This window comes from Bradyrhizobium sp. ORS 375 (assembly GCF_000239775.1).
In the GTDB taxonomy this organism is placed as follows: domain Bacteria; phylum Pseudomonadota; class Alphaproteobacteria; order Rhizobiales; family Xanthobacteraceae; genus Bradyrhizobium.
This window is the reverse complement of record NZ_CAFI01000124.1, coordinates 1-20,741: the sequence shown is the minus strand read 5'-3', so window position 1 is coordinate 20,741 and position 20,741 is coordinate 1. Positions and strand designations below refer to the sequence as shown.

Annotated in this window: 21 protein-coding genes, 1 tRNA gene and 1 pseudogene; 14 read left to right on the top strand and 9 right to left on the bottom strand. The window is 66.3% G+C overall.

The window, feature by feature from the left end:
• Nucleotides 1–502, top strand: a pseudogene (locus BRAO375_RS11055) (ABC transporter substrate-binding protein); the annotation flags it as partial.
• Between the two features lie 332 nt (nucleotides 503–834).
• Here BRAO375_RS11055 and BRAO375_RS38845 read toward each other — a convergent pair.
• Nucleotides 835–969 (bottom strand): hypothetical protein, encoded by a 135-nt coding sequence (locus tag BRAO375_RS38845; protein WP_009027556.1) that lies wholly within the window; start codon nucleotides 967–969, stop codon nucleotides 835–837.
• Between the two features lie 227 nt (nucleotides 970–1,196).
• Between BRAO375_RS38845 and BRAO375_RS11050 the strand changes: the two genes are divergently transcribed.
• Both BRAO375_RS11050 and BRAO375_RS11045 read left to right on the top strand, forming a co-directional pair.
• Nucleotides 1,197–2,807, top strand: coding sequence for an ABC transporter substrate-binding protein (locus tag BRAO375_RS11050; protein WP_009027555.1), 1,611 nt, complete (start codon nucleotides 1,197–1,199; stop codon nucleotides 2,805–2,807).
• A gap of 139 nt (nucleotides 2,808–2,946) precedes the next feature.
• Nucleotides 2,947–6,045, top strand: a complete 3,099-nt coding sequence (locus BRAO375_RS11045) for an autotransporter domain-containing protein (RefSeq protein ID WP_175345312.1) — start codon at nucleotides 2,947–2,949, stop codon at nucleotides 6,043–6,045.
• A 27-nt stretch (nucleotides 6,046–6,072) separates the two neighbouring features.
• Here the strand turns inward: BRAO375_RS11045 and BRAO375_RS11040 are convergent, their stop codons facing one another.
• Nucleotides 6,073–7,476 (bottom strand): methyl-accepting chemotaxis protein, encoded by a 1,404-nt coding sequence (locus BRAO375_RS11040; RefSeq protein ID WP_009027553.1) that lies wholly within the window; start codon nucleotides 7,474–7,476, stop codon nucleotides 6,073–6,075.
• A 201-nt stretch (nucleotides 7,477–7,677) separates the two neighbouring features.
• Here BRAO375_RS11040 and BRAO375_RS11035 point away from each other — a divergent pair, with 201 nt between their 5' ends.
• From BRAO375_RS11035 to BRAO375_RS11025, 3 genes are read left to right on the top strand one after another with little or no spacing between them, the layout of a single operon-like run.
• On the top strand, nucleotides 7,678–8,013 hold the full coding sequence (locus tag BRAO375_RS11035; protein WP_009027552.1) for an ArsR/SmtB family transcription factor: 336 nt from the start codon (nucleotides 7,678–7,680) through the stop codon (nucleotides 8,011–8,013).
• On the top strand, nucleotides 8,006–8,491 hold the full coding sequence (locus BRAO375_RS11030; protein WP_035639941.1) for an SRPBCC family protein: 486 nt from the start codon (nucleotides 8,006–8,008) through the stop codon (nucleotides 8,489–8,491). The genes BRAO375_RS11035 and BRAO375_RS11030 overlap by 8 nt, the downstream gene beginning before the upstream one ends.
• A gap of 34 nt (nucleotides 8,492–8,525) precedes the next feature.
• Nucleotides 8,526–9,185: a glutathione S-transferase N-terminal domain-containing protein gene (locus BRAO375_RS11025; protein ID WP_175345313.1), complete on the top strand. Its 660-nt coding sequence runs from the start codon at nucleotides 8,526–8,528 to the stop codon at nucleotides 9,183–9,185.
• Between the two features lie 271 nt (nucleotides 9,186–9,456).
• On the opposite strand, the gene BRAO375_RS11020 is transcribed toward BRAO375_RS11025, so the two are convergent.
• A tRNA-Leu gene (locus BRAO375_RS11020) sits at nucleotides 9,457–9,543 on the bottom strand.
• Between the two features lie 361 nt (nucleotides 9,544–9,904).
• Between BRAO375_RS11020 and BRAO375_RS11015 the strand changes: the two genes are divergently transcribed.
• Nucleotides 9,905–10,369, top strand: a complete 465-nt coding sequence (locus BRAO375_RS11015) for a hypothetical protein (protein WP_009027549.1) — start codon at nucleotides 9,905–9,907, stop codon at nucleotides 10,367–10,369.
• Nucleotides 10,370–10,407: 38 nt separating this feature from the next.
• Here the strand turns inward: BRAO375_RS11015 and BRAO375_RS11010 are convergent, their stop codons facing one another.
• Together BRAO375_RS11010 and BRAO375_RS11005 are read right to left on the bottom strand one after the other, a co-directional pair.
• The gene (locus BRAO375_RS11010) at nucleotides 10,408–11,607 is read right to left on the bottom strand and encodes an FAD-dependent monooxygenase (protein ID WP_009027548.1); all 1,200 of its coding nucleotides are present in this window, start codon (nucleotides 11,605–11,607) and stop codon (nucleotides 10,408–10,410) included.
• A 10-nt stretch (nucleotides 11,608–11,617) separates the two neighbouring features.
• Nucleotides 11,618–11,860 (bottom strand): zinc-finger domain-containing protein, encoded by a 243-nt coding sequence (locus tag BRAO375_RS11005; RefSeq protein ID WP_009027547.1) that lies wholly within the window; start codon nucleotides 11,858–11,860, stop codon nucleotides 11,618–11,620.
• Between the two features lie 318 nt (nucleotides 11,861–12,178).
• Between BRAO375_RS11005 and BRAO375_RS11000 the strand changes: the two genes are divergently transcribed.
• Together BRAO375_RS11000 and BRAO375_RS10995 are read left to right on the top strand one after the other, a co-directional pair.
• Complete coding sequence (locus BRAO375_RS11000; protein ID WP_009027546.1) at nucleotides 12,179–13,321, top strand: hypothetical protein; 1,143 nt, start codon at nucleotides 12,179–12,181, stop codon at nucleotides 13,319–13,321.
• 44 nt (nucleotides 13,322–13,365) lie between these two features.
• Complete coding sequence (locus tag BRAO375_RS10995; protein WP_009027545.1) at nucleotides 13,366–14,115, top strand: alpha/beta fold hydrolase; 750 nt, start codon at nucleotides 13,366–13,368, stop codon at nucleotides 14,113–14,115.
• Between the two features lie 286 nt (nucleotides 14,116–14,401).
• Here BRAO375_RS10995 and BRAO375_RS10990 read toward each other — a convergent pair whose 3' ends face one another.
• Nucleotides 14,402–15,592: a hypothetical protein gene (locus BRAO375_RS10990; RefSeq protein ID WP_009027544.1), complete on the bottom strand. Its 1,191-nt coding sequence runs from the start codon at nucleotides 15,590–15,592 to the stop codon at nucleotides 14,402–14,404.
• A 599-nt stretch (nucleotides 15,593–16,191) separates the two neighbouring features.
• On the opposite strand from BRAO375_RS10990, the gene cysE reads away from it, so the two are divergent.
• Nucleotides 16,192–17,019 (top strand): serine O-acetyltransferase, encoded by an 828-nt coding sequence (gene cysE, locus BRAO375_RS10985; protein WP_009027542.1) that lies wholly within the window; start codon nucleotides 16,192–16,194, stop codon nucleotides 17,017–17,019.
• A 273-nt stretch (nucleotides 17,020–17,292) separates the two neighbouring features.
• Nucleotides 17,293–17,505, top strand: a complete 213-nt coding sequence (locus BRAO375_RS10980) for a DUF3126 family protein (RefSeq protein WP_006611186.1) — start codon at nucleotides 17,293–17,295, stop codon at nucleotides 17,503–17,505.
• Nucleotides 17,506–17,857: 352 nt separating this feature from the next.
• Here BRAO375_RS10980 and BRAO375_RS10975 read toward each other — a convergent pair whose 3' ends face one another.
• Nucleotides 17,858–18,556: a hypothetical protein gene (locus BRAO375_RS10975; protein ID WP_009027541.1), complete on the bottom strand. Its 699-nt coding sequence runs from the start codon at nucleotides 18,554–18,556 to the stop codon at nucleotides 17,858–17,860.
• A gap of 195 nt (nucleotides 18,557–18,751) precedes the next feature.
• Between BRAO375_RS10975 and BRAO375_RS10970 the strand changes: the two genes are divergently transcribed.
• Both BRAO375_RS10970 and BRAO375_RS10965 read left to right on the top strand, forming a co-directional pair.
• Entirely contained in the window at nucleotides 18,752–19,081 is a 330-nt protein-coding gene (locus tag BRAO375_RS10970; RefSeq protein WP_009027540.1) for a DUF6949 family protein, read from the top strand.
• A gap of 83 nt (nucleotides 19,082–19,164) precedes the next feature.
• A complete protein-coding gene (locus BRAO375_RS10965) occupies nucleotides 19,165–19,695 on the top strand; it encodes a gamma carbonic anhydrase family protein (RefSeq protein WP_009027539.1) in 531 nt (176 codons plus the stop codon).
• Between the two features lie 32 nt (nucleotides 19,696–19,727).
• Here the strand turns inward: BRAO375_RS10965 and BRAO375_RS37955 are convergent, their stop codons facing one another.
• Both BRAO375_RS37955 and BRAO375_RS10960 read right to left on the bottom strand, forming a co-directional pair.
• Entirely contained in the window at nucleotides 19,728–19,895 is a 168-nt protein-coding gene (locus BRAO375_RS37955) for a ribosome modulation factor (RefSeq protein WP_009027538.1), read from the bottom strand.
• Entirely contained in the window at nucleotides 19,892–20,185 is a 294-nt protein-coding gene (locus tag BRAO375_RS10960) for a hypothetical protein (protein WP_009027537.1), read from the bottom strand. The genes BRAO375_RS37955 and BRAO375_RS10960 overlap by 4 nt, the downstream gene beginning before the upstream one ends.
• Nucleotides 20,186–20,260: 75 nt before the next feature.
• On the opposite strand from BRAO375_RS10960, the gene BRAO375_RS37950 reads away from it, so the two are divergent.
• Nucleotides 20,261–20,741, top strand: a 481-nt coding sequence (locus tag BRAO375_RS37950) for a hypothetical protein (RefSeq protein ID WP_035639946.1), incomplete at its 3' end; no start/stop codon positions are given.

Genomic DNA, 20,741 nt, shown 5'->3' with positions numbered 1-20,741 from the left:
CGACGGCACGCCCATCGCCGTGATGGCGCCAGGCGACGTGGTTGCACTCAAGGCGCAGCCGATCGTCGCCGCCCAGCTGCTGCGCGAGGCGGGCTTCAAGGTCGACCTGCAGGCCACCGACTGGCAGACCGTGGTGACGCGCCGCGCCAGCCAGAAGCCGGTGAAGGAAGGCGGCTGGAACATGTTCTTCACCAACTGGGTCGGCGCCGACGTGGCCAACCCGGTGGCGAACGTCTCGGTCGGCGGCCGCGGCACCAAGGGCGGCTGGTTCGGCTGGGCCGAGGATGCCGACATCGAGAAGCTGCGCGATGCCTATGCACGCTCGTCCTCGCCCGAGGAGCAGAAGAAGATCGCGGCCGAGATCCAGAAGCTGAACTACGAGCGCGTGATCTACGTGCCGCTCGGTCAGTATCTCGCCCCGAGCGCCTGGCGCAAGACGCTGACCGGCGTGCTCGACGGTCCGGCGACGCCGATCTTCTGGAACATCGAGAAGAAGGACTAGATTGGGATGAGTAGGGTGGGCAAAGCGAGACCGCGCTCTCCCTACAAACAACCAGGCTCCGACGCTATGCGGACCGTCGCGTCGCTGCCCGATGCAGGGCCCTCTTCTCTTGCGGGAGAGGGCATGTACGGCCCATTGAAAGCCGAGGTTGGGTAAGGGGTATGTCTCCGCAGACGACGCTCGTGGAGAGATACCCCTCACCCGATTGCATTTGTCGCTCTGTTTGAGATGCCCTCTCCCGCAAGGGGAGAGGGCTCACATTAACTGGCACCGGTTGTATTTGAAGTCCGTAGAGCTGCGGCGATCAACTCGATCGCTCTCCGCTCCGCCGCTCAACAGAAGGGATCGCGGTCTGCCTCGAGTCCGTCGACGATCAGCGGCGGGGTGATCTGGTCCTGCGGCGGTGCCTTGCGGACCGGGGCGGGCTTGTGGTGCTTGTCCTGCGGCTCGACGGTGTCACGCGGCATCATCTCGCTCCATCGGTTTGCATCCGAGAACGGGGCAGGGCGCGTGGAGTTCCAATGGGCGGCACCTGAGCGCCGCATTGCCGGCTTACGCGGGGGCGCGATGCGGCCCATGGAGATTGACCTCGTGGGGAACTGCTGCAAGTCTCCCGGCACGCATATTGCCTGCTGTCGGGCAGGCAAGCTCATCACGACAGATCGCAATCACGACAGATCGCAAGAGAAACTGCATGTCATATCCTTCACGCCGGAAATCCTCCGCGCTGTTGTCAGGCCTCATTGCTGCCGCACTCGCCGTTTCGGGCGGCCTCACGCCAAAGGCATTCGCGGCCGGCAAGAAGACCATCACGGCGGTGATGCATTCGGATCTGCGCGTGATCGACCCCGTGTTCACGCCGGCCTACATCACCCGCGACCATGGCTACATGGTCTATGACACGCTGCTCGGCACTGACGCCAAGTTCCAGGTGCAGCCGCAGATGGCGGACTGGAAGGTGTCCGACGACAAGCTGACCTACACCTTCATCCTGCGTGATGGCTTGAAATGGCATGACGGCGCGCCTGTGACGGCGGAGGATTGCGTCGCCTCGCTGAAACGCTGGAGCCGCAACGACAGCATGGGCCAGAAGCTGATGGAGGCCACCGCCTCGCTCGAGGCGACCGACGCCAAGACCATCACGCTCAAGCTGAAGGAGCCTTATGGCCTGGTGCTGGAGTCGATCGGCAAGCCGTCGTCCTACGTGCCGTTCATGATGCCTAAGCGCATCGCCGAGACCCCTGCGAACCAGCAGATCTCCGAGCAGATCGGCTCCGGCCCCTTCAAGTTCGTGAAGAGCGAATTCCAGCCCGGCGTGAAGGCGGTCTATGAGAAGAACACCGACTATGTGCCGCGCAAGGAGCCGCCGAGCTGGACCGCTGGCGGCAAGGTGGTGAAGGTCGACCGCGTCGAATGGATCGCGATGCCCGACGCGCAGACCGCGGTCAACGCGCTGCAATCCGGCGACATCGACTTCATGGAGTTTCCGCCGCTCGACCTCGAGCCGGTGCTGGCGGCCAATCCCGATCTCACGATGAACGTGCTGAACAAGTTCGGCTACCAGACGCTCGGCCGGATGAACTTCCTGTTTCCGCCGTTCGACAATCTGAAGATCCGCCGCGCGGCCTTCCTGGCGCTGAACCAGAAGGACGTGCTCGACGCGCTGGTCGGCAACTCCAAATACTACACGATCTGCGGCGCCGTGTTCGGCTGTGGCACGCCGCTCGAGACCGACGTCGGGTCGGAGACGCTGGTCAAGGGCAACGGCATGGAGCAGGCCAAGAAGTTGCTCACTGATGCCGGCTACGACGGCACGCCGGTGGTGATCCTCGCGCCGGGCGACGCGATTACGCTGAAGGCCCAGCCGGTGATCGCCGCGCAACTGCTGCGCGCCGCCGGCTTCAAGGTCGATCTGCAGACCACGGATTGGCAGACCGTGGTGACGCGGCGGGCCAGCCAGAAGCCGCCGAAGGAGGGTGGCTGGAACATGTTCTTCACCAACTCGGTGATCGCCGATTCCGGCAATCCGATCGGCAGCACCTTCGTCGGCGCGCGCGGCCAGAAGAGCCCGTTCGGCTGGCCCGATGATCCGAAGATGGAGGAGTTGCGCGACGCCTTCGCCAAGGCTGGCACGCCGGCGGATCAGAAGCGCATCGCCGCGGAGATCCAGAAGGAAGTTTACGAGCAGGTGATCTACGTCCCGCTCGGACAGTGGTTCATGCCGAGCGCTTGGCGCAAATCGATCAGCGGCGTGCTGGAAGGGCAGGCCGTGCCGGTGTTCTGGAACGTCGACAAGAGCGAGTAGCCGATTCCGTGTAACTACGCGCCAAAGTTGTAACGTATAGTTAACTCTTGATTAGATCGAGTTGTCTTAGATTCGCGGTCCATCAGCGGAGCGTATGCACCAGATGGCGCGTTTCTTCAGACCGCGTTGCGGTCAAGGCTTGACCGCAACATCCATGATCCTGGGAGCGGTGCTGGCGCAGACGACGCCCGTCCTTGCCGTCGACTGGACCGGTCTGGTGTCGACCGACTGGTTCAACGTGAGCAACTGGACCGGCATGGTTCCAGACACCACGACCAGCACTGGCATCGACACCGTCACGCCCAACCCGACGTTGGTCGCGGCGCCCGGCGCGACGGCGACCGATCTGAGGGTCGGCGTGTCTGCAACCGGCGCGTTGATGGTCCAGAGCGGCGGCACCATCAACACCACCTCAGGCATCATCGGCGATCATGCGGGCTCGACTGGCACAGCGACGGTGGATGGCGCCGGTTCAAGCTGGATCAACAGCGCCGATTTGCTTGTCGGGAGCGCCGGGAATGGCACCCTGGTCATTCGCAATGGCGGCGCTGTGAGCAATGACTACGGTTATGTCGGTCTTGACGGCGGTGCGGCCGGCGTTGTGACCGTTGATGGCGCCCATTCGACCTGGACCAACACCTCCGATCTGCTGGTCGGCTCCACCGGGAACGGCACGCTGACCATCCGCAATGGCGGCACGGCGAGCAATGAATACGGATTTGTCGGCAATGATAGCGGTGCGACTGGCGTCGTCACGGTGGATGGCGCCGGGTCGACGTGGACCAACCGCGGGGAGCTGTATCTCGGCTCAGCGGGCAACGGATCTCTGAACATCCACAACGGCGGCAAAGTCACCAGCGGCATAGGCCTTGCCGCCATCAATCCAGGTTCGACCGGCGCTGTGACGGTGAGCGGCGCTGGCTCGAGCTGGACCACCGCCGGAGATTTGTATTTCGGAAGCGGCGGCAGCGCGACGCTGGCGATCCTGAATGGCGGCGGCGTGAGCATCGGCGGCGGCAGCTATCTCGGCGTCGCATCGGGAGCCGCCGGCGGCGCGACCGTAGACGGCACCGGATCGCGCTGGATCAGCAGCGGCAATCTCGGCATCGGCTACCAAGGCAGCGGCGCAGTGACCATCCGCAACGGAGCCGCGGTGAGCAACGTCTTCGGCTCGCTCGCTGTCCAGGCTGGCTCGACTGGCACCATGACGGTGGATGGGACCGGCTCGACCTGGACGAATAGCGCGGATGTCCACGTCGGCTATGGCGGCAACGGAGCGTTGACTGTCAGCAACGGCGGCAGCGTGTCTGCATCGTACATGTTCATCGCCTACCAGCCCGGCTCGAGCGGTAAGCTGATTATCGGCGCAGACGTCGGCCAGGCGGCCACGGCCCCGGGAACGCTCAGCGCGACGTCGATCAATCTGGGGAGCGGCAACGGCGAGATCGTGTTCAACCACTCCGGCACGAACTATACCTTCGCCACCGTCATCACCGGCAGCGGCGCAGGCACACGAACGGTGCGCGTCGAGGCCGGCAAGACGACGCTGAGCGCGGCGAGCACCTACACGGGACCAACCATCATCAATGGCGGCACGCTTTCGGTGAACGGCTCGATCGCCGGTTCGGCTGTCACGGTGAATGCCGGCGGCACGCTTGGCGGTAACGGCACGGTCGGCAACACCACGATCAATGGCGGCAAGCTTGCCCCCGGCAATTCGATCGGCCTGCTGACCGTGAATGGCAGCCTGTCGTTCACTGCGGCGGCATCCTACATGCTCGAAATATCCCCGGCGACCGCCGACCGCGTCAATGTGAGGGGAGCGGCGACCCTGTCGGGCGCCACGGTGAATGCGTCGTTTGCGGCCGGGAGCTACGTCGCCAAGCGGTACACCATCATCAATGCCGGTGGCGGAATCAACGGCACGTTCGGGCCGGTGGTGAACAGCAATCTGCCATCGCAATTCAAGACCAGCCTGAGCTACGACACGAACAATGCCTATCTCGATCTGGCGTTGAAATTCATCCCGCCGGTCAACACCGGCCTCACCACCAATCAGATCAACGTCGCCAACGCGCTGGTCAACTCCTTCAACAGCCACGGCGGCATTCCGCTTGTTTATGGCGGGCTGACCGCGACGGGGCTGACGCAGGCCTCCGGCGAGATTGCGACCGCGGTGCAGCCGACCGCGATGCGCGCGATGACGCAGTTCACGACAGCGATGATGGATGTCTCAGCCGCCGACCGTCGCCACAATCCGACCAGCGCGGTGGGCGTGGCCGGCGAGGGCGATCTCGCCAACGCCTATGCCAGCGTCCCGCTGCGTGGTACGGTGGGTGACACGTTCGGCCAGAATGCAATAACCCCGCCGCATGCTCCGCCATTCGAGTCGCGCTGGCGAATCTGGGCCGCGGGCTTTGGCGGCGGCCACACCACTGTCGGCAATCCGGTGGTCGGATCTAACTCCGCCACCGGCCGCATGCTGGGTGTAGCAGCGGGAGCCGACTACTGGCTATCGCCTTCGACGGTCGGAGGCTTTGCGCTGGCGAGCGGCGGCAGCAATTTCAGCATGGCCGCCGGCGGCAGCGGCCGGGCCGACATGGTCCAGGCCGGCGCCTTCATCAAGCACATGGCGGGCTCGGCCTATCTCAGCGCTGCCGCAGCCTATGGCCGGCAGGACGTCACGACGGATCGCACGGTCACCGTCTCCGGCCTCGACCAGTTGCGCGCGCGGTTCAGCGCCAACAGTTTTGCGGGCCGTCTCGAAGGCGGCAGCCGCTTTGCGACCACCTGGTTAGGTGGCCTCGGCCTGACGCCTTACGCCGCTGCACAGGTGACGACCACGCAGCTTCCTGGCTATGCTGAAACCGTCACCACCGGCGCCAACAGCTTTGCATTGTCTTATCTCGGGAAAGCCGTGACGGCGCCGCGGACCGAACTCGGCGTGCGCGCTGACAAGCCCTTTGCCGTGACCGATGCGCTGCTCACATTGCGTGGCGGCGCCGCCTGGGTCCATGACTTCAATCCCTTCACTGCGGCGTCGGCCAGCTTCCAGGCCCTTCCTGGCGCAAGCTTCCTGGTGAACGGCGCATCGGGAGCGCGCGACGCGGTACTGACGACGGTCTCGGCCGAGATGAACTGGCTGAAGGGCTTGGCGCTCGCGGCGACGTTCGAAGGCGAGTTCTCCGCCGTGACCCGGTCCTATGCCGGCAAGAGCGTCGCGAGCTACCGATGGTGAGCGGAACGGTCCGGAGGCGTTGCGCGACTACTCCTTGATGTCGTCGAGCGCCGCCAATACCTCGCTCGAGGCGATCTCGACCTTGCCGATCTCGTTGAGCGCCTCGTCGATGCGCCCGGAGCTGAACAGGCGGGCGGCCTCCTTGCCGTGGCGATGTACCGCTTCGTGAGGCCGCTCGAGCCGGCGAAATGCCGCATCGCCGGCGAGACGCTGGCCGCCGTCGCCATAGTACCATTTGCCGAGCCGGCAATTGTGATGGTCGGACAGCTCGTCAGCCCGGAGCTGCAGCCGGCCGACGGACATGTCGACCAGTCGCTTCTTCCAGATCACGTGGTCGGCCTTGGCCAGTCTCAGCACCTGGTTGTCGAGCGAGAGCTTGGAGATCTCGCCCAGCATCTTGCCGACCTTGACGTCGGTTCGTCCCATTGTGTCGGCGAGCGACATCACCTCGTTCGCGTTGGCGGTCGCCAGGTCCGCGATGAGGGTGATGCCCTGCGCCACCTCGTCGGTCGCCGCCGTCTGCTCGGCGAGAATGCCCGAGATCTCATCCATCTTGGCGCTGACGGTGGCGGTGCGCGCGCCGGCCTGATCGATGGTCTGCGCCAGATTGGTCATTTCGGTCATGCCGACCTCGACGGCCTTGGCGCCGCCGGCCATGGCCTCGACGATGCCGCTCATTTCGGCCTGCAGCCGCTCGATGCGGCCTTTGATGTCCTCGGTCGCCTTGGTGGTCTGCTGCGACAGGTTTTTCACCTCGGCGGCGACGACGGCAAAGCCTTTGCCGAACTCGCCGGCGCGGGCCGCCTCGATGGTGGCGTTCAGCGCCAGCAGGTTGGTCTGGTTGGCGATCGCGTCGATGGTGCCGACGATCGAGCCGATCTCCGCCGATGCCGCGCTGAGATCGGCGATCTTGGCCGAGGTGTCGCGGACCGAGCTCGCAATCCCGTTCATGGTCTGCAGCGTGCCACGGACCGCGGTGACGCTGTCCTCGACCGCCTGGCGCGTGGCGGCCGCCTCATGGGCCGCCGCCGTCGAGGTCGCGCTGATGGTCTGCACGGAAGCCTGCATTTCGATGGAGGCCGAGGCGAGGCTCTGGCAGCGTTCCGACTGATTGTTCGAGGCGCCGATCAGGCGCGCGGCGCTGATCGAGGCCTCGTTGCTGTTGATGCAGAGATCGACCACGGCATCGAGGTCGACAGAGGCCCGTGACGCAAGGGCGTGGCCAAGGCGATGGATGGACTCAATCAGTTGCGGCTGGAGCTTGGCGCGCAGGGCGGCCGCATCGACGTCGGCCAGGTCGCGGTTGAGTTTGCCGGCAGCCCAGTCGTCGAGACATTGCGCAAGCACGTCCTGGAACGCCTCCTGAGCGGCGCCGTCGAACGCGGGCAAAGCCTCCTGCGGATCGGTCTTGCGGCTGCGGAATCCGAGCATCGTGTCTCTCATTCGTGGCGGACCTGCCGTCCCGGCGGGCGCGCGGCGTCGCGTCTGGTGTCACCGCTGTCGTCGGGCAGCAGCCGTCGATCAACTTGGTGTGGTTTGGTTAACGGCGGGTTTCCCGGTGCAACCGCCAGTCGATGAGATCGCCGCGGAGCGTTCTCTTGACGGTATGTAAGCAATGGCTTACGGTAAGACATGACTTACCAAGCGGCATTGACGGTTCTGGCCGATCCGACGCGCCGGCAGGTGTTCGAGCGCCTGCGCGGTGGGCCGTCTCCGGTCAACGCGATTGCGGCGGGGCTTCCGGTGTCCCGGCCTGCGGTGTCACAGCATCTCAAGGTGCTGAAGGACGCTGGTCTGGTCGAGGAGCGCAGCGAGGGCGTGCGGCGCATCTACTCGCTGCGGCGAGAGGGGCTGGCCGAGCTGCGCGACTGGCTCGACAGCTTCTGGGACGACGCGCTGCTGGCCTTCAAGATCGAGGCGGAGCGATCGCATCGGCAGATGAAACGGACGAGGGACGTGGATGAGTGAGCGTGTGGTGATTGCGCCGGTGGAGAAGCAGATCCGTGTACGGGCGCCGATCAATCATGCCTTCGCCGTGTTCACCAGCGGTCTGACCCGCTGGTGGCCGCATACGCATGGCGTCGGCGGCAGACCGATCGACAGGGTGCTGATCGAGCCGAAGCTCGGCGGACGCTGGCTCGAAATATCCGACGACGGCACGCAGACGGTGGTCGCGACCATCACGCTATGGGAGCCACCGCAGCGCTTCGTCATGCTCTGGCAGATCGACGCGCAATGGAAGCCGGATGCGGCGATGCGCTCCGAGGTCGATGTACGCTTCTTCGCCGAGGATGCGGAGACGACGCGCGTCGAGCTCGTGCACCACAAGTTCGAGACCATGGGCGAAGCGGCCGGCGCTTCGATGCGCCGGGACGTCGATGGCGGCTGGCCCGGCCTGTTGCAGCGCTTTGCCGCCGAGGCGGAACGTCCGTCATCATCATCGTAGCGGTTCATCGTCAGGGGTCAGGGGAAGAAACATGATGTCCGAGTTCGTCGTCCATTCCGTGCCGGGGAGCCCGTTCGGGCGCAGCGTGCTGGCGACGCTGGAAGAGAAGGGGGCACGGTATCGCCTCGCGGCCATGGCGCCCGGAGACTCGAAGTCTGCGGATCATTTTCAGCGTCACCCGTTCGGCCGCGTGCCGGCGCTCGAGCATGACGGCTTCGTGCTGTACGAGACCCAGGCAATCCTGCGCTATCTCGATCGCGTGCTGCCCCGGCCGGCGCTGACGCCGGATGACGTCAAGCAGGCGGCGCGGATGGACCAGGTGATGAATATCAGCGACTGGTATCTGTTCCAGGGCGTCTGCAACGTCATCATCTTCCAGCGCATCGTCGGCCCGCAGTTCTTCGGCACGGTCGCTGACGAAGCCGCGATCGCGCGCGCGATGCCGCAGGCGAGAACGGTCATCGCCGAGCTGTCGCGCCTGCTCGGCGAGCAGCCGTTCATGGCCGGCGACCGCCTGTCGCTCGCCGATCTGCAGGCCGGCCCTCAGGCAGGCTTCTTGTCGCTGACGCCGGAGTGGACGGAGCTGACCGCAGTTCACCCCAATCTGGTCGCCTGGATCGAGCGGCTGGAGGGGCGGCCCAGCTTCCAGGCGACGACGATGGCACGACTGATGGCCCGCTCGCAGGCGGCGTAGGGAAGGGGCCTACCAGCCGAGCGGGCGACCGTCGAAGAAGCAGCCGGTCGGGCTGTCATCGGATGTGATAGCCGCGCTGCCCCGACGGCCGCGCGGCCTCGAAGCCGATGCCGGTCGTTCGGCCGGCACCCATGATCAAGGCAAGCGGAAGAGATGCGTCCATTGACCGACTCGCTCAATGAGGATGACGTTCCCATCGAAACGCTGATGCGGCGTGTTCAGATCGGCTTCGCTCGGGAAAGCCTTCTTCGCTCAAGCGCAACGCGGGTCCTGGTGCGGACGGTGGGACTCGAACCCACACGACGTTGCCATCGAGGGATTTTAAGTCCCTTGCGTCTACCGATTCCGCCACGTCCGCCTTTGGGATCAGAGACCTAGCGCATCATCCCGTGATCGGGAATGAGGTTGCGCGCAGCCCCTCAGCTCATCCTTTGCTTAAGCCAGCCGGACTGCCTTGGTAAAGCCTCAATCCGGCCGTCACCACCTGCTTGAGATTGTGCTCGCGCTGAAGCGGGCCGCCGGATCCCTGGTGACGTGATTGAAGACATGGGCGAGGCGGCCGTTGTAAGGCACAGAAGCCTCACTGGAATCATCGATGGCGCGAAGCTGGTCGCGGTCGGTCGTCCAGGGGCGGGCGCCGAATCGGGCCGCGGCGGTTGTTGCGGGCCGGGGCGCACGATCGAGACGATGTTTTAAGACGGCTGAAATATCGAGGCTGCATGACGACCGACTGCCATCGCCCGCCCCATCACCGCCTCGCCCTCGCTGCGGGACTGTTCGCGCTGGGAGCGCTGCTCTCGGGCTGCGCCGGCATGAGCGACAGCGTGTCGACGGCGTTCGCCGATCCGGCGAAGTATGATCTCTACGATTGCAAGCAGCTCGAAGCCGAGCGCAAGTCGCTGGCGGCGCGCACGGCCGAGCTGCAGGGATTGATGGACAAGGCGCAGACCGGGGTCGGCGGCACCGTTGTCGCCGAGGTCGCCTATCGCAACGACTACGTCGCCATCCGCGGGCAGTCGCAGTTCGCCGAGGAGGCCTGGCGGCGCAACAAATGCGTGGAGACGCCCGCGGCGCCCGTTGCCGCCAAGGGCAAGCCGGCCAAGCCGGCGCGCACGACGCGGCCGATGGCCTCGAGCAGCCCCAGTGCATCGTCGACCTTGCCGCGCGATGGTTCGGTGTATTGAGCCAAGGCGCCTCAGGGCGCACATTGAGCTCAAGCGCCTCACGGGCGCCAGTCGTAGATCCAGCGCTGCCGTGCCGACAGCCGCTCCGGCCCGAGCGCCTTGATGCTGATGTCGCGGGCCAGCGCCAGCGGCCCGCTCATATGATAGATCCGTCCCCGACTGCGCGCAGTGCGCTGCACCTGACCGACCCGGGGGCGGCGCAGTTTGGCGTAGCGTTTCAGCGCGCCTTCGATGGCGGCCGGGCCGTCGGGGCGCGCCTCGCTCAGCGTCTTGGCCAGCACCGCGGCATCCTCGATCGCCATGCCCGCGCCCTGCGCGGCGAACGGCAGCATGGCGTGCGCAGCGTCGCCGAGCAGCGCGACGTTGCCTTTGCTCCATTCGACGCCCTCGGGCACCCCGAACAGCGCCCATTTGCGCCAGCCATCGACGGCATTGAGCAGCAGCCGCGCCGTCGCCGGCCAGGCGGGCGGGGCGAATGCGGCCTTCAACTCGGCCGGATCCCCCTCGGTGCTCCAGCCGGGCCGGTTCCAGATGCCGGGCACGACCGCGACGACGTTGACCTGGCGGCCGGCGGAGATCGGGTAGGCGACCAGATGGGCGTTCGGCCCCATCCACAGCTGCACCCGCGCGCTGGTATAGTCGCGCGGCAGCTGGCGCGCATCGAGCGTGCCGCGCCAGGCGATTAGGCCGGAGAACTCGGCGCGGACCTGCGGAAACAGATGATGCCGCACCGCCGACCAGACGCCATCGGCGCCGATCAGCGCCAGCGCCACGTCCTGTCGGCGCTCATCGCCGCGGCGATGAACCACGGTCAGGCCCTTGGCGTGAGCGGCGACGTCCTCGAACTGGCAGCCGAGCTTGAGCTCGACATCCGGATGCGCCATCGCCTCCGCGGCGAGCGCCGCCTGCAGGTCGGCGCGATGGATCACCCAATAGGGCGCGCCGGCCGATTCGCTGGCGGCAGCGCCGAGCGGCAGCCGTGCGATCTCGCCGCCGGCGCGCGCGCTCATGATGCTGACCGCCTCGGGCATCACCGCCCGTGCGGTAAGCCGCGGTCCCAATCCCAGGTCGATCAGGATCCGGCTGGCGTTGGGCGAGAGCTGCAGGCCGGCGCCGACTTCCTCGAGCCGCTCGGCCTTCTCCAGCACGACGACGCGGAAGCCCTTGGTCGCGAGCGCGAGCGCGGCGGTCAGGCCGCCGATGCCGGCGCCGGCGACAGTAACGGTACGCAGTGCCACGACACGCCGGTCAGGCGACGTCCTTCAGCACGCATTCCGGCGGCCGGGCCTCGCCGGCCGCGAGATCTGGCGCATACCGGTACAAGGTCGAGCAGTACGGGCAGATGATCTCTTTGTCATTGCCGAGATCGAGAAAGACATGCGGATGGTCGAACGGCGGATTGGCGCCCACGCACATGAACTCATGCGAGCCGATCTCGATGACCGGGACACCGGCGTCGTTGTGGAAATGCGGGACGATGTGATCGGCCATCGGTTTAACCTCGAGTGGCAAGAAGAGCAGAGCGGATCAGCGCGGGAAGCGGCCGACGGGACAGGAACGATGCGGCAGCCCGTCGCGGGACGGCGGCGCACCATGCTGAGGCATAAGGCCAATTTCTCGCGTTGGGAACCTGCGTTGGGTGTGACGCACGCCGTTATTTTTGCGCTTGTGGATTCGACACAAAGCAGTGCTCGCAGAGAAGCCCTTCTTTCGTCGGGGCCGTTGTGTCGCGGGGCGGATATCCTATGTCTTGTCACGCACCCGCACGCGAAAACGTGAAGGCGGCGTGATCTGGATACGGTTCGAACCATGCGAATCAATTGGAGACTCAGCCTGGCCGCGGTCGGCTTCGCCGCCAGCGCCGCGATCGGCGCGGCGCTGTGGCCGCACGCCTTTCATGCCGGGACCGTCATCGCGGCGGCCGAGGATCCGGCGCGGCTGTCCGAGCTCCAGGTCGCGGCGCTGGTGCGGACCGATCCGGCGCTGATCGCACGCAATATCGACGAGGCGCTCGCGGCCGGCGATCCCGATCTCGCCGAGAGCTTCGTCGCGCTCGCGCGCGAGCATCAGGTCGCGCTCGACCCGGCGCTGGTCCAGCGCGTGAGCGACAGCGTGGCTGCGGAAAAGGCGCCGGCGAGCGTCGCCAAGCGGTTTGCCACCGGGCTGGTCACCGGCCAGGCGGACGATGTCGCGAGCCTGTCCGGCACGGTGGCGGGGGATCTGTTCGTGTTCGGCGACATCCGCGACGCGGTGCGCGAGGGCAAGCATCTGGTGATGGGCGAGGAGACCGACCGGCTCGTGCTCGGCCTGGCCGCGGCCGGGCTTGCCGTCACGGCCGCGACCTATGTCTCGGCCGGCGGCGCAGCGCCCGTGCGCGCAGGGCTCACCCTGGTCAAGGATGCCCGCAAGGTCGGCCGGCTCGGCGAGGGGTTGGCGGCCTGGGCGGGACGCTCGGCGCGCGAGGTGGTCGATACGCCCCTGCTGCAGCAGGCGGTTGCCACGGGCTCGGTGCTGCGCCCCGGCGCGACCGCGACCGCCATCCGTGCCGCGTTCAGGGCCGAAAAGGCCGGCGCCTTGGTGCGGCTCGGCAAGGACGTCGGCCGCATCACCGAGAAGGCCGGCACGCGCGGCGCGCTCGATTCGCTCAAGCTGGCCGAGGGACCGAAGGACATCGCCCGGGCGGCCCGCCTCGCCGAGGCCAAGGGCGGCCAGACCCGCGCGATCATGAAGCTGCTCGGCCGCGGCGCGCTGCTGCTCACCGCCGGCGCGTTCAACCTCGCGGTTTGGCTGTTCGGCGCCGTCATGACGCTGTTCAGCGCCATCGCCTCGCTGAAGGCGATGACCGAGCGCGCGACGCAAAGCGTCATCGATCGCGGCAAGCGGCGGCGGCTGCGCCGCATGCAGGCGGCGACTGTCCGCGCCGATCTGGCCGTGGCCGCGCCCTGCGGCTAGAGTTCGCCGTCACATCTCACTCCACATTTTCGGGACCAGATCCGATGCCGAGCTTCTCCAACGGCGCCGTCGACATCGCCTTCATCGATGAGGGGGAGGGCGATCCGATCGTGCTCGTGCACGGCTTCGCCTCGACCAAGAACGTCAACTGGATCTATCCGGGCTGGGTCACCGAGCTGCGCAAGGCCGGCCGCCGCGTCATCGCGCTCGACAATCGCGGCCATGGCGAGTCGGCCAAGCTGTACGATCCCGCGCAATATGCGATCTCCGAGATGGCGAGCGACGTCACCGCGCTGATGGATCATCTCGGCCTCGCCAGCGCCGACGTGATGGGCTATTCGCTCGGCGGCCGCATCGCCGCGCATATCGCGCTGACCACGCCGCAGCGGCTGCGCTCGGCGATCTTCGGCGGCATCGGCATGGCGATGATCGAGGGCGGCGGTCCGGGCGAGAACGTCGCGGCGGCGCTCGAGGCGCCCTCGCTCGACGACGTCACCGATCCCGTCGGCAAGACCTTCCGCGCCTTCGCCGACCAGACCCGCTCCGATCGCCTCGCGCTTGCCGCCTGCATGCGCGGCTCGCGCGGCCTGATCTCGCGCGAGGACGCCGGCCGCATCGCGGTGCCCGTGCTGGTCGCGGTCGGCACGACTGATGAGGTGTCCGGCTCCGGGCCCGCGCTCGGCGCGCTGATCCCCGGCGCTGAGGTGCTCGACATCCCCAATCGCGACCACATGCGCGCCGTCGGCGATAAGGTCTACAAAGCGGGCGTGGTGGATTTTCTCTCACGACGGTGAGGTCTCGTCGCGCTACGCGGGGCGAGACGTACCGGCTCAGCAAGCCGCACGCAGATCGCAAGATCCCTTCGTGTCATTCCGGGGCGTGCGCAGCACGAGCCCGGAATCCATAGCCACAGGGTGCGGATTGAGGCACGCAAGATGTGACATCGCGCGCTACTCGTCCGCCCGTGGCTATGGATTCCGGGCTCATCGCTGTCGCGATGTCCCGGAATGACATGCGGAGGAATATCGCGATCAGCGGGCGACGGGAGTCGCCCGACGATGAGAACGGTGGCGGGTTGCCCTACGCCTGCGTCGTCCGCTCGGCTGCGAACCAGCGCGCCGCGGCGATCAGCACCGTGAACGTGGCGATCCACACCAGCCGGGCGCCATAGCGGTCGTGCGGGCCGGAGATGACGCCGCAGATCACGGCGTTGCCGAGCAGCGCCAGCATCACCGTGACGGCGAGCAGCGCGATGTCGTCGCGCCGGCGCCGCCAGATCGCGTGTGCGGCGATCGCGGCCGCCGCCAGCATCGAGCCGAGCGCCACCGGCACGTGCAGCCAGTTCACGACGGCAAAATTGATCTCCCAATGCTGCTGATGCGCCGCGCGCATCTGCCGGACCTGGGAAGGAATGTAGCGCTCGATGATCCCATAGGTGTGCGGCACCCAGCCGCTGGTGCCTTCGCCGGTCGCTACATGCATCAGTTGCTCGCCGGTCGCGACCGCCGCCGCCTTGGCCTGCCACAGCGGATAGGCCGCGAGCGACTGCTTGACGATGGCGCCCATCTCGTCGTTCAGCCCCTCGAAGCGGCCGAGCTTGTTGAACATGCTGTTGCCCCACAGGAAGTCGTCTGCGGTCGGCGGCAGCTCATTGCGATAGGGGCAGAGCTTGAACGTCTCGCGCCCGCAATGGTCGTTCAGATATTGCGCCACGATGCCATCCTGCAGCATGCGGCCGAAGGCGACGCCGGTGCCGCCCGGCGTCCACGCCAGCTGGCCTGAGAGCGCGAAGTTTGCCGCGAGCAGCATCGCAGCTCCCACGACGATGGTCAGGCTGGCCTGGACCAGGCCCGACAGCGCGATCTGCCGGCGCAGAAACGGATAGGCGATCCAGCCGACGCAGCACAGGCCGAACAGCACGCCGAGCGTCGCGCTATGGGTGGCGGAGGCGAAGGCGACGAAGCCGAACAGCGCGCATTTCTCCAGTCTCGAGATCCGACGCGCCTGAGTCACCAGGATGAACAGCGCCAGCACCGATAATCCCGCGAAGATGTCGGTCAGCAGCATGCTGGCGAGCCAGGGCAGCGCGGTGGTCAGGATCAGCAGCAGGCCGATCCACAACAGCCGCAGCGGCTGCGCGAGCCCAAGCACGCGCAAGGTGAGTTGCAGGATCCACAGGCTCGCCAGCGCCTGCAGGCCGAGATTGAGCCAGAAGCTGGAGCCCTCGCCGACATGCAGATACAGCCCGAACACGGTCGACCGGCTCGGCACCAGATAGCCTTCGTACCAGCGCGCGAGATAGCCGCCGGTGTCCCACTGCAGCAGCGGGTAGCCGTTCCACAGCGCGGGCGCGACCAGGAAGAGCGGGAGGACGATGACGGGCAGCCACCAGGCCGATCCGGCCTCGGTCGTGCGTTCGTCCAGGATCTGAATGTTACTGATGCCTATCGTCCCCCGTTGCGGAGCACCATGGCCAAAACATGGTCAAGGCGGTATTTACCAATAGACTCAAGCGCTGCTGCACCACAAGCCGACCCCGTGATTGGGCGGGGGACGGCCCCCGTTCCATCGCCGGTTGGTTCCTTTTTGTCTCAGAAATGGTATCCGGCGGCCTTGCAGCGGCGTTTGATTCCGGTCAAGGGAACCGTGGGTCTGCGCGTCCCGATGCCTTGATTTCCGGTTCCGGCTGACCACCTTCAGCCGACTGTCGCCGCGCCGGGCAACCTCGCCGTAATGGAAATGTCTCAATCCCGTGTTCTCTGCGCGCGAGGCTGACTGTAACGGATCGTCGACCTTGACCGGCGCGGAGAGGACAGAATTCCACGCGCCGTGCTATATTGCCTGCCCACCAAACTCTGCGAGACGCAGCCATGGCTATGCATCAGACCCATCCTCAGAGCGGAAAGCTGGCGACGCTCGATCCGATCTGGGATCGTATCCGCAATGAGGCCGAAGAGATCGTCCGCCGCGAGCCGGAGCTTGCGACCTTCATCTATTCGACGGTGCTGCATCACAGCCGGCTGGAGGATTCGGTGGTGCACCGCGTCGCCGACCGGCTCGATCACTCCGCGCTGTCGGGTGACCTGATCCGCCAGACCTTCAACGATGCGCTGCGCGACGAGCCCGATCTCGGCCACGCCTTTCGCGCCGATCTCGTCGCCGTCTACGACCGCGATCCCGCGACCTCGCGCTTCATCGATCCCTTGCTCTACTTCAAGGGTTTTCACGCGCTGCAGACGCACCGCCTTGCGCATTGGCTGTATCGCAAGAACCGCAAGGATTTCTCGTTCTATCTGCAGAGCCGCTCCTCGGCGGTGTTCCAGACCGACATCAATCCGGCCGCCCGCATTGGCCGCGGCATCTTCCTCGATCACGCCACCGGCTTCGTCTGCGGCGAGACCGCCATCATCGAGGACAACGTCTCGATCCTGCATGGCGTGACGCTCGGCGGCACCGGCAAGGAGAACGAGGACCGTCACCCGAAGATTCGCCACGGCGTGCTGATCGGCGCCGGCGCCAAGGTGCTCGGCAACATCGAGGTCGGTCATTGCGCGCGGATCGCGGCCGGGTCGGTGGTGGTGAAGCCGGTGCCTAACAACGTCACGGTTGCCGGCGTACCGGCGAAGATCGTCGGCGAGGCCGGTTGCGCCGAGCCGTCGCGCACCATGGACCAGATGATCAACGCCATCGGCATCTGAGCCGATCGCCGCGCGGTCTCAATCTCCAAGTCAAGAGCTTTTCAACCACGGGATTTCGTGCGAACACATCGCTGATCTGTGGATCTGACGATCTGCCATTGTCGCGGCGGAGTGAATGTGAGATCCACGGCGTCCCTTTCAGGTCCGTGCGATAATGCTGGCGTCAATGCCGGGGATCGACGGGCTGAACTAACAAGCTTCGAGGACACGGACGCAAGCGCTGCGTCACGTCCTCGAACGACGAGCAACCCTCGCTGCGATTGGAGATCACCCGTGGACGTTCAGGAAGTCAGGAAGCTCGACGCGTATCTGAAGCGCGTGTTCGGCAATCCCAAGATCCGCGTCGTTCCGCGGCCGAAGAAGGAAGATTCCGCCGAGGTCTATATCGGCGAGGAGTTCATCGGCGTCCTGTTCGTCGACGACGAGGACGATGACCGCTCGTTCCAGTTCCAGATGGCAATTCTGGAAGACGACCTGGTCGAATAATGCGTGGCTGCGCCTGACGCTCGAAAAATCAGGCGCGCTGCACATGAATGCGCCTTCTCCCCTTGCGGGAGAGGGCCTCATGGCCCATCAATAAGCTCGCTTGGGTGAGGGGTATCTTTCCGCGAATTGCGTTCGTTGAGAGATACCCCTCGCCCAAGTGAGTTTGCCGCTCTGTCCGACATGCCCTTTCCCGCAAGGGGAGAGGGCGCATTGATCAGCACCGCGCCTCAGTTTTCGATCTGTGTAAGCTGGCGTAGCCCGCATGAGCGCAGCGACATGCGGGTTCAAACGTGCTGTGGGGGTGAAGCCGGATATCGCTTCGCTCATCCGGGCTTCTACGAACTACGCCGAACTACTTCACCACATGCATCTGGGCCGTCAGCCGCTCCATGGCGGCGGCGACATCCTGCCATTGCGACAGCCGGCTGCGCGGGAAACGGAACACGAGATCGGCGCCTTCGACGCGGCGCTCGCTGAGGCACATGCCGGGCGTGGCGGCATCGCGGGTGCAGCGCGCCACCAGCGCCGGCTGCTCGGCCACGAACAGATCCTCGACATCGTAAGGCGTGCCGGCGCGGAAGCCGCGCATCGTCAGGCCGTCCTGCACCGAAATCGCAGCCGGGTTCAGATAGCGCGGATAGATCGTCTTCAGCCGCGCCTCTGGCGACAGCGCATCGTGGTGCGCCGAGATCGACACGAAGATGCGGTCGATCGGGTGCGGCGCCTGATCCACCTGATCGGCAGAGACGTGATGCGGCGCCTCGGGCGGCGTCAATGCGGGATAGTCGAAGCCGAGATCGACGCGCTCCTGCGGGCCGGTGTGGCGCTGGATCTTCACCCGGATCGCCGCCGAGGGCACGTTGAAGACGGTGCCGCCGATGCTGACCGGCAGGCGCTCGGGACCCTTGTAGGCGCCGGCCCGCCATGTCGGCCACAACAAATAGGCGACCATCGCAACGGCCGACGCCGCCAGAACGCAGCCGACCACGATCGGCACGGCATGGCCATGTCCGTTCGAAGAGCGGGCAGTACGGACCGAAAACATCGTCATGGCGGGCAGGGGATCTCCGGGCGAATCAGTGCCGACTATGCCACGCCGCTACGGCTTTCTGCAGGATCTTACCAGCGGGGAGCCGCGCGTCCGGGGCGGCCGGAGTTAACCCTTCCTTAAGGATAATGTGGCGCTCGCCGCAGGATTTTGCCAAACCAGCATCGGGCAGTTCTGCAAGTTGAGTGAGTGCGTAAGATGTCGGCAGAGGCGTTCAATTCCCTGTTCTCGCTCCTGATCGGTTTCGCCCTGGCCGGCGCCCTGGCCAGCGGCTACCAGGCCTATGCCGAGCGTCCGCCCGGCTTCGAGCTGCTGCAGGAGGGCGTCACGCCGCGCCGCTTCGCCGCCGTGCCGTTCCTGGTGTTCGCCGCGCCCTTCATCATCATGCGCAACACGCTGCGCGGCGCCCGCATCGAGCGCCGCCGCTTTGAGTTCGTGATGCTGGCGACCGTGATCGCCGGCTTCTGGAGCATGATGTGCGGCACCTTCGTCGTCATGACGCTGCGCGCGGCCGGCGTGCTCGCCTGAGTTCCCTGAGCGCGGCTGTGGGCGCGGTTGCTTGAATTCGCGGCTATGGCTGTGCCAAGGTCTCTCGCGAACGGGAGACCTCGATGGCCATCTACGAACTCGACGGGCAGGCGCCCGAGCTGCCGGCGGATGGCAACTACTACATCGCCGACAATGCCACGGTGATCGGCCGCGTGAAGCTGGCGCGCGAGGTCACCGTCTGGTTCGGCGCGGTCATCCGCGGCGACAATGACTGGATCGAGATCGGCGAGAGCTCCAACATCCAGGACAATGCCACCTGTCACGTCGATCCCGGCTTTCCGCTGCGCGTCGGCCGCAACGTCACGGTCGGCCACAACGTCATCCTGCATGGCTGCACGGTCGAGGACGATGCGCTGATCGGCATGGGCTCGATCATCATGAATGGCGCCCATATCCGTCGTGGCAGCGTGGTCGGCGCCGGCGCCATCATCACCGAGGGCAAGGATTTCCCGGAATATTCGCTGATCATCGGCGCGCCCGCCCGCGTCGTGCGCACGCTGGAGCCGGCGCAGGTCGAGCGCATGGGCATCGCCGCCAAGGCCTATGTCGCCAAGGGGCCGCGCTACACCAAGGGCCTGAAGAAAATCGGCTGAGGCTGCGGGATCCGCGACGGATCAGGCGCGGCTCAGGTGCCTTCGGACTCGCTGGCCTCGCGCGCCGTCGCGATCCGCTCATGGCCGCTCGCCCACAGCGCATGCTGCTCGCTGCCGTCCTGATAGGGGTTGGCCTCGGCTGGAATGTTCTCGCGCGCGGCGCGCTGGCCCTGTTCGAACGGATCGGGGTCGGTGCTCATGCTGCGGTCCTGCTCCTCTGTCTGGGCTTCGTCTTCGGCTTGATCTTGGTCTTCGTCTCGGTCTTGCGCGCAGGCTTCGCCGCGGCGTCGCCGTCCTCGGCCGCGCTCCGGCGCAGGGCGTCCTTCAGATCAGCCGGCACGCCGTGCTTCTCGAGCAGGTCCATGAACGCCTCGTCGGCGAGATCCTGCAGGCTGAGCATCTGATCGCGGCCGAGCTGCTTGAGCTTGTCGAATGTGTCCTCGTCGAAAGCGATCAGCTTGCGCACCCGTCCTTGGTCTCCTCGCGCCATCAATCCTCTCCCGCCAGCATTGGTTCCGGAACGCGCTCTGCCCGGTGGGGTTGAAGCCTAAAGGGAGAGCATCCGATGGCCAGATTTTCTTTCGGGACATTGATCGTGATCGCAGGTCTCACCACCGCGACGGCCGTCTTCGCCCAGAGCGGCGGTGGGGGAGGTGGAGGTGGCTCGGGCGGTGGCGGCACGGGCGGCGGAGCGAGCGCCAGTGGCGGCGCCGCAGGTGGCGCCACGGCGGGCTCGGCGGGCGGAGCCACTGGCAGCGGGACGACCGGCAGCAGTTCGAGCGCCGCCAGCACATCCGGTGCTGGCACCTCGACGGGGACCGCCGCCGGCACGGTCGGCACGGGGACCAGCGGCGCGATCGGCTCGCCGTCCGGAAATGCAGCCGGTCTCGGCACCACGCCTTCAGATCCGAACAGCTCCACCAACGGCACGCGGCTATCGCAGCCGGGCGCGAGCGACGCCAACGGCACCAACAGTCTCGGCACGGCGCAGTCGACGGGGTCGCCGGGCAGCTCCGGCGTCACCACCGGCACCGGCCGGGGCGCGG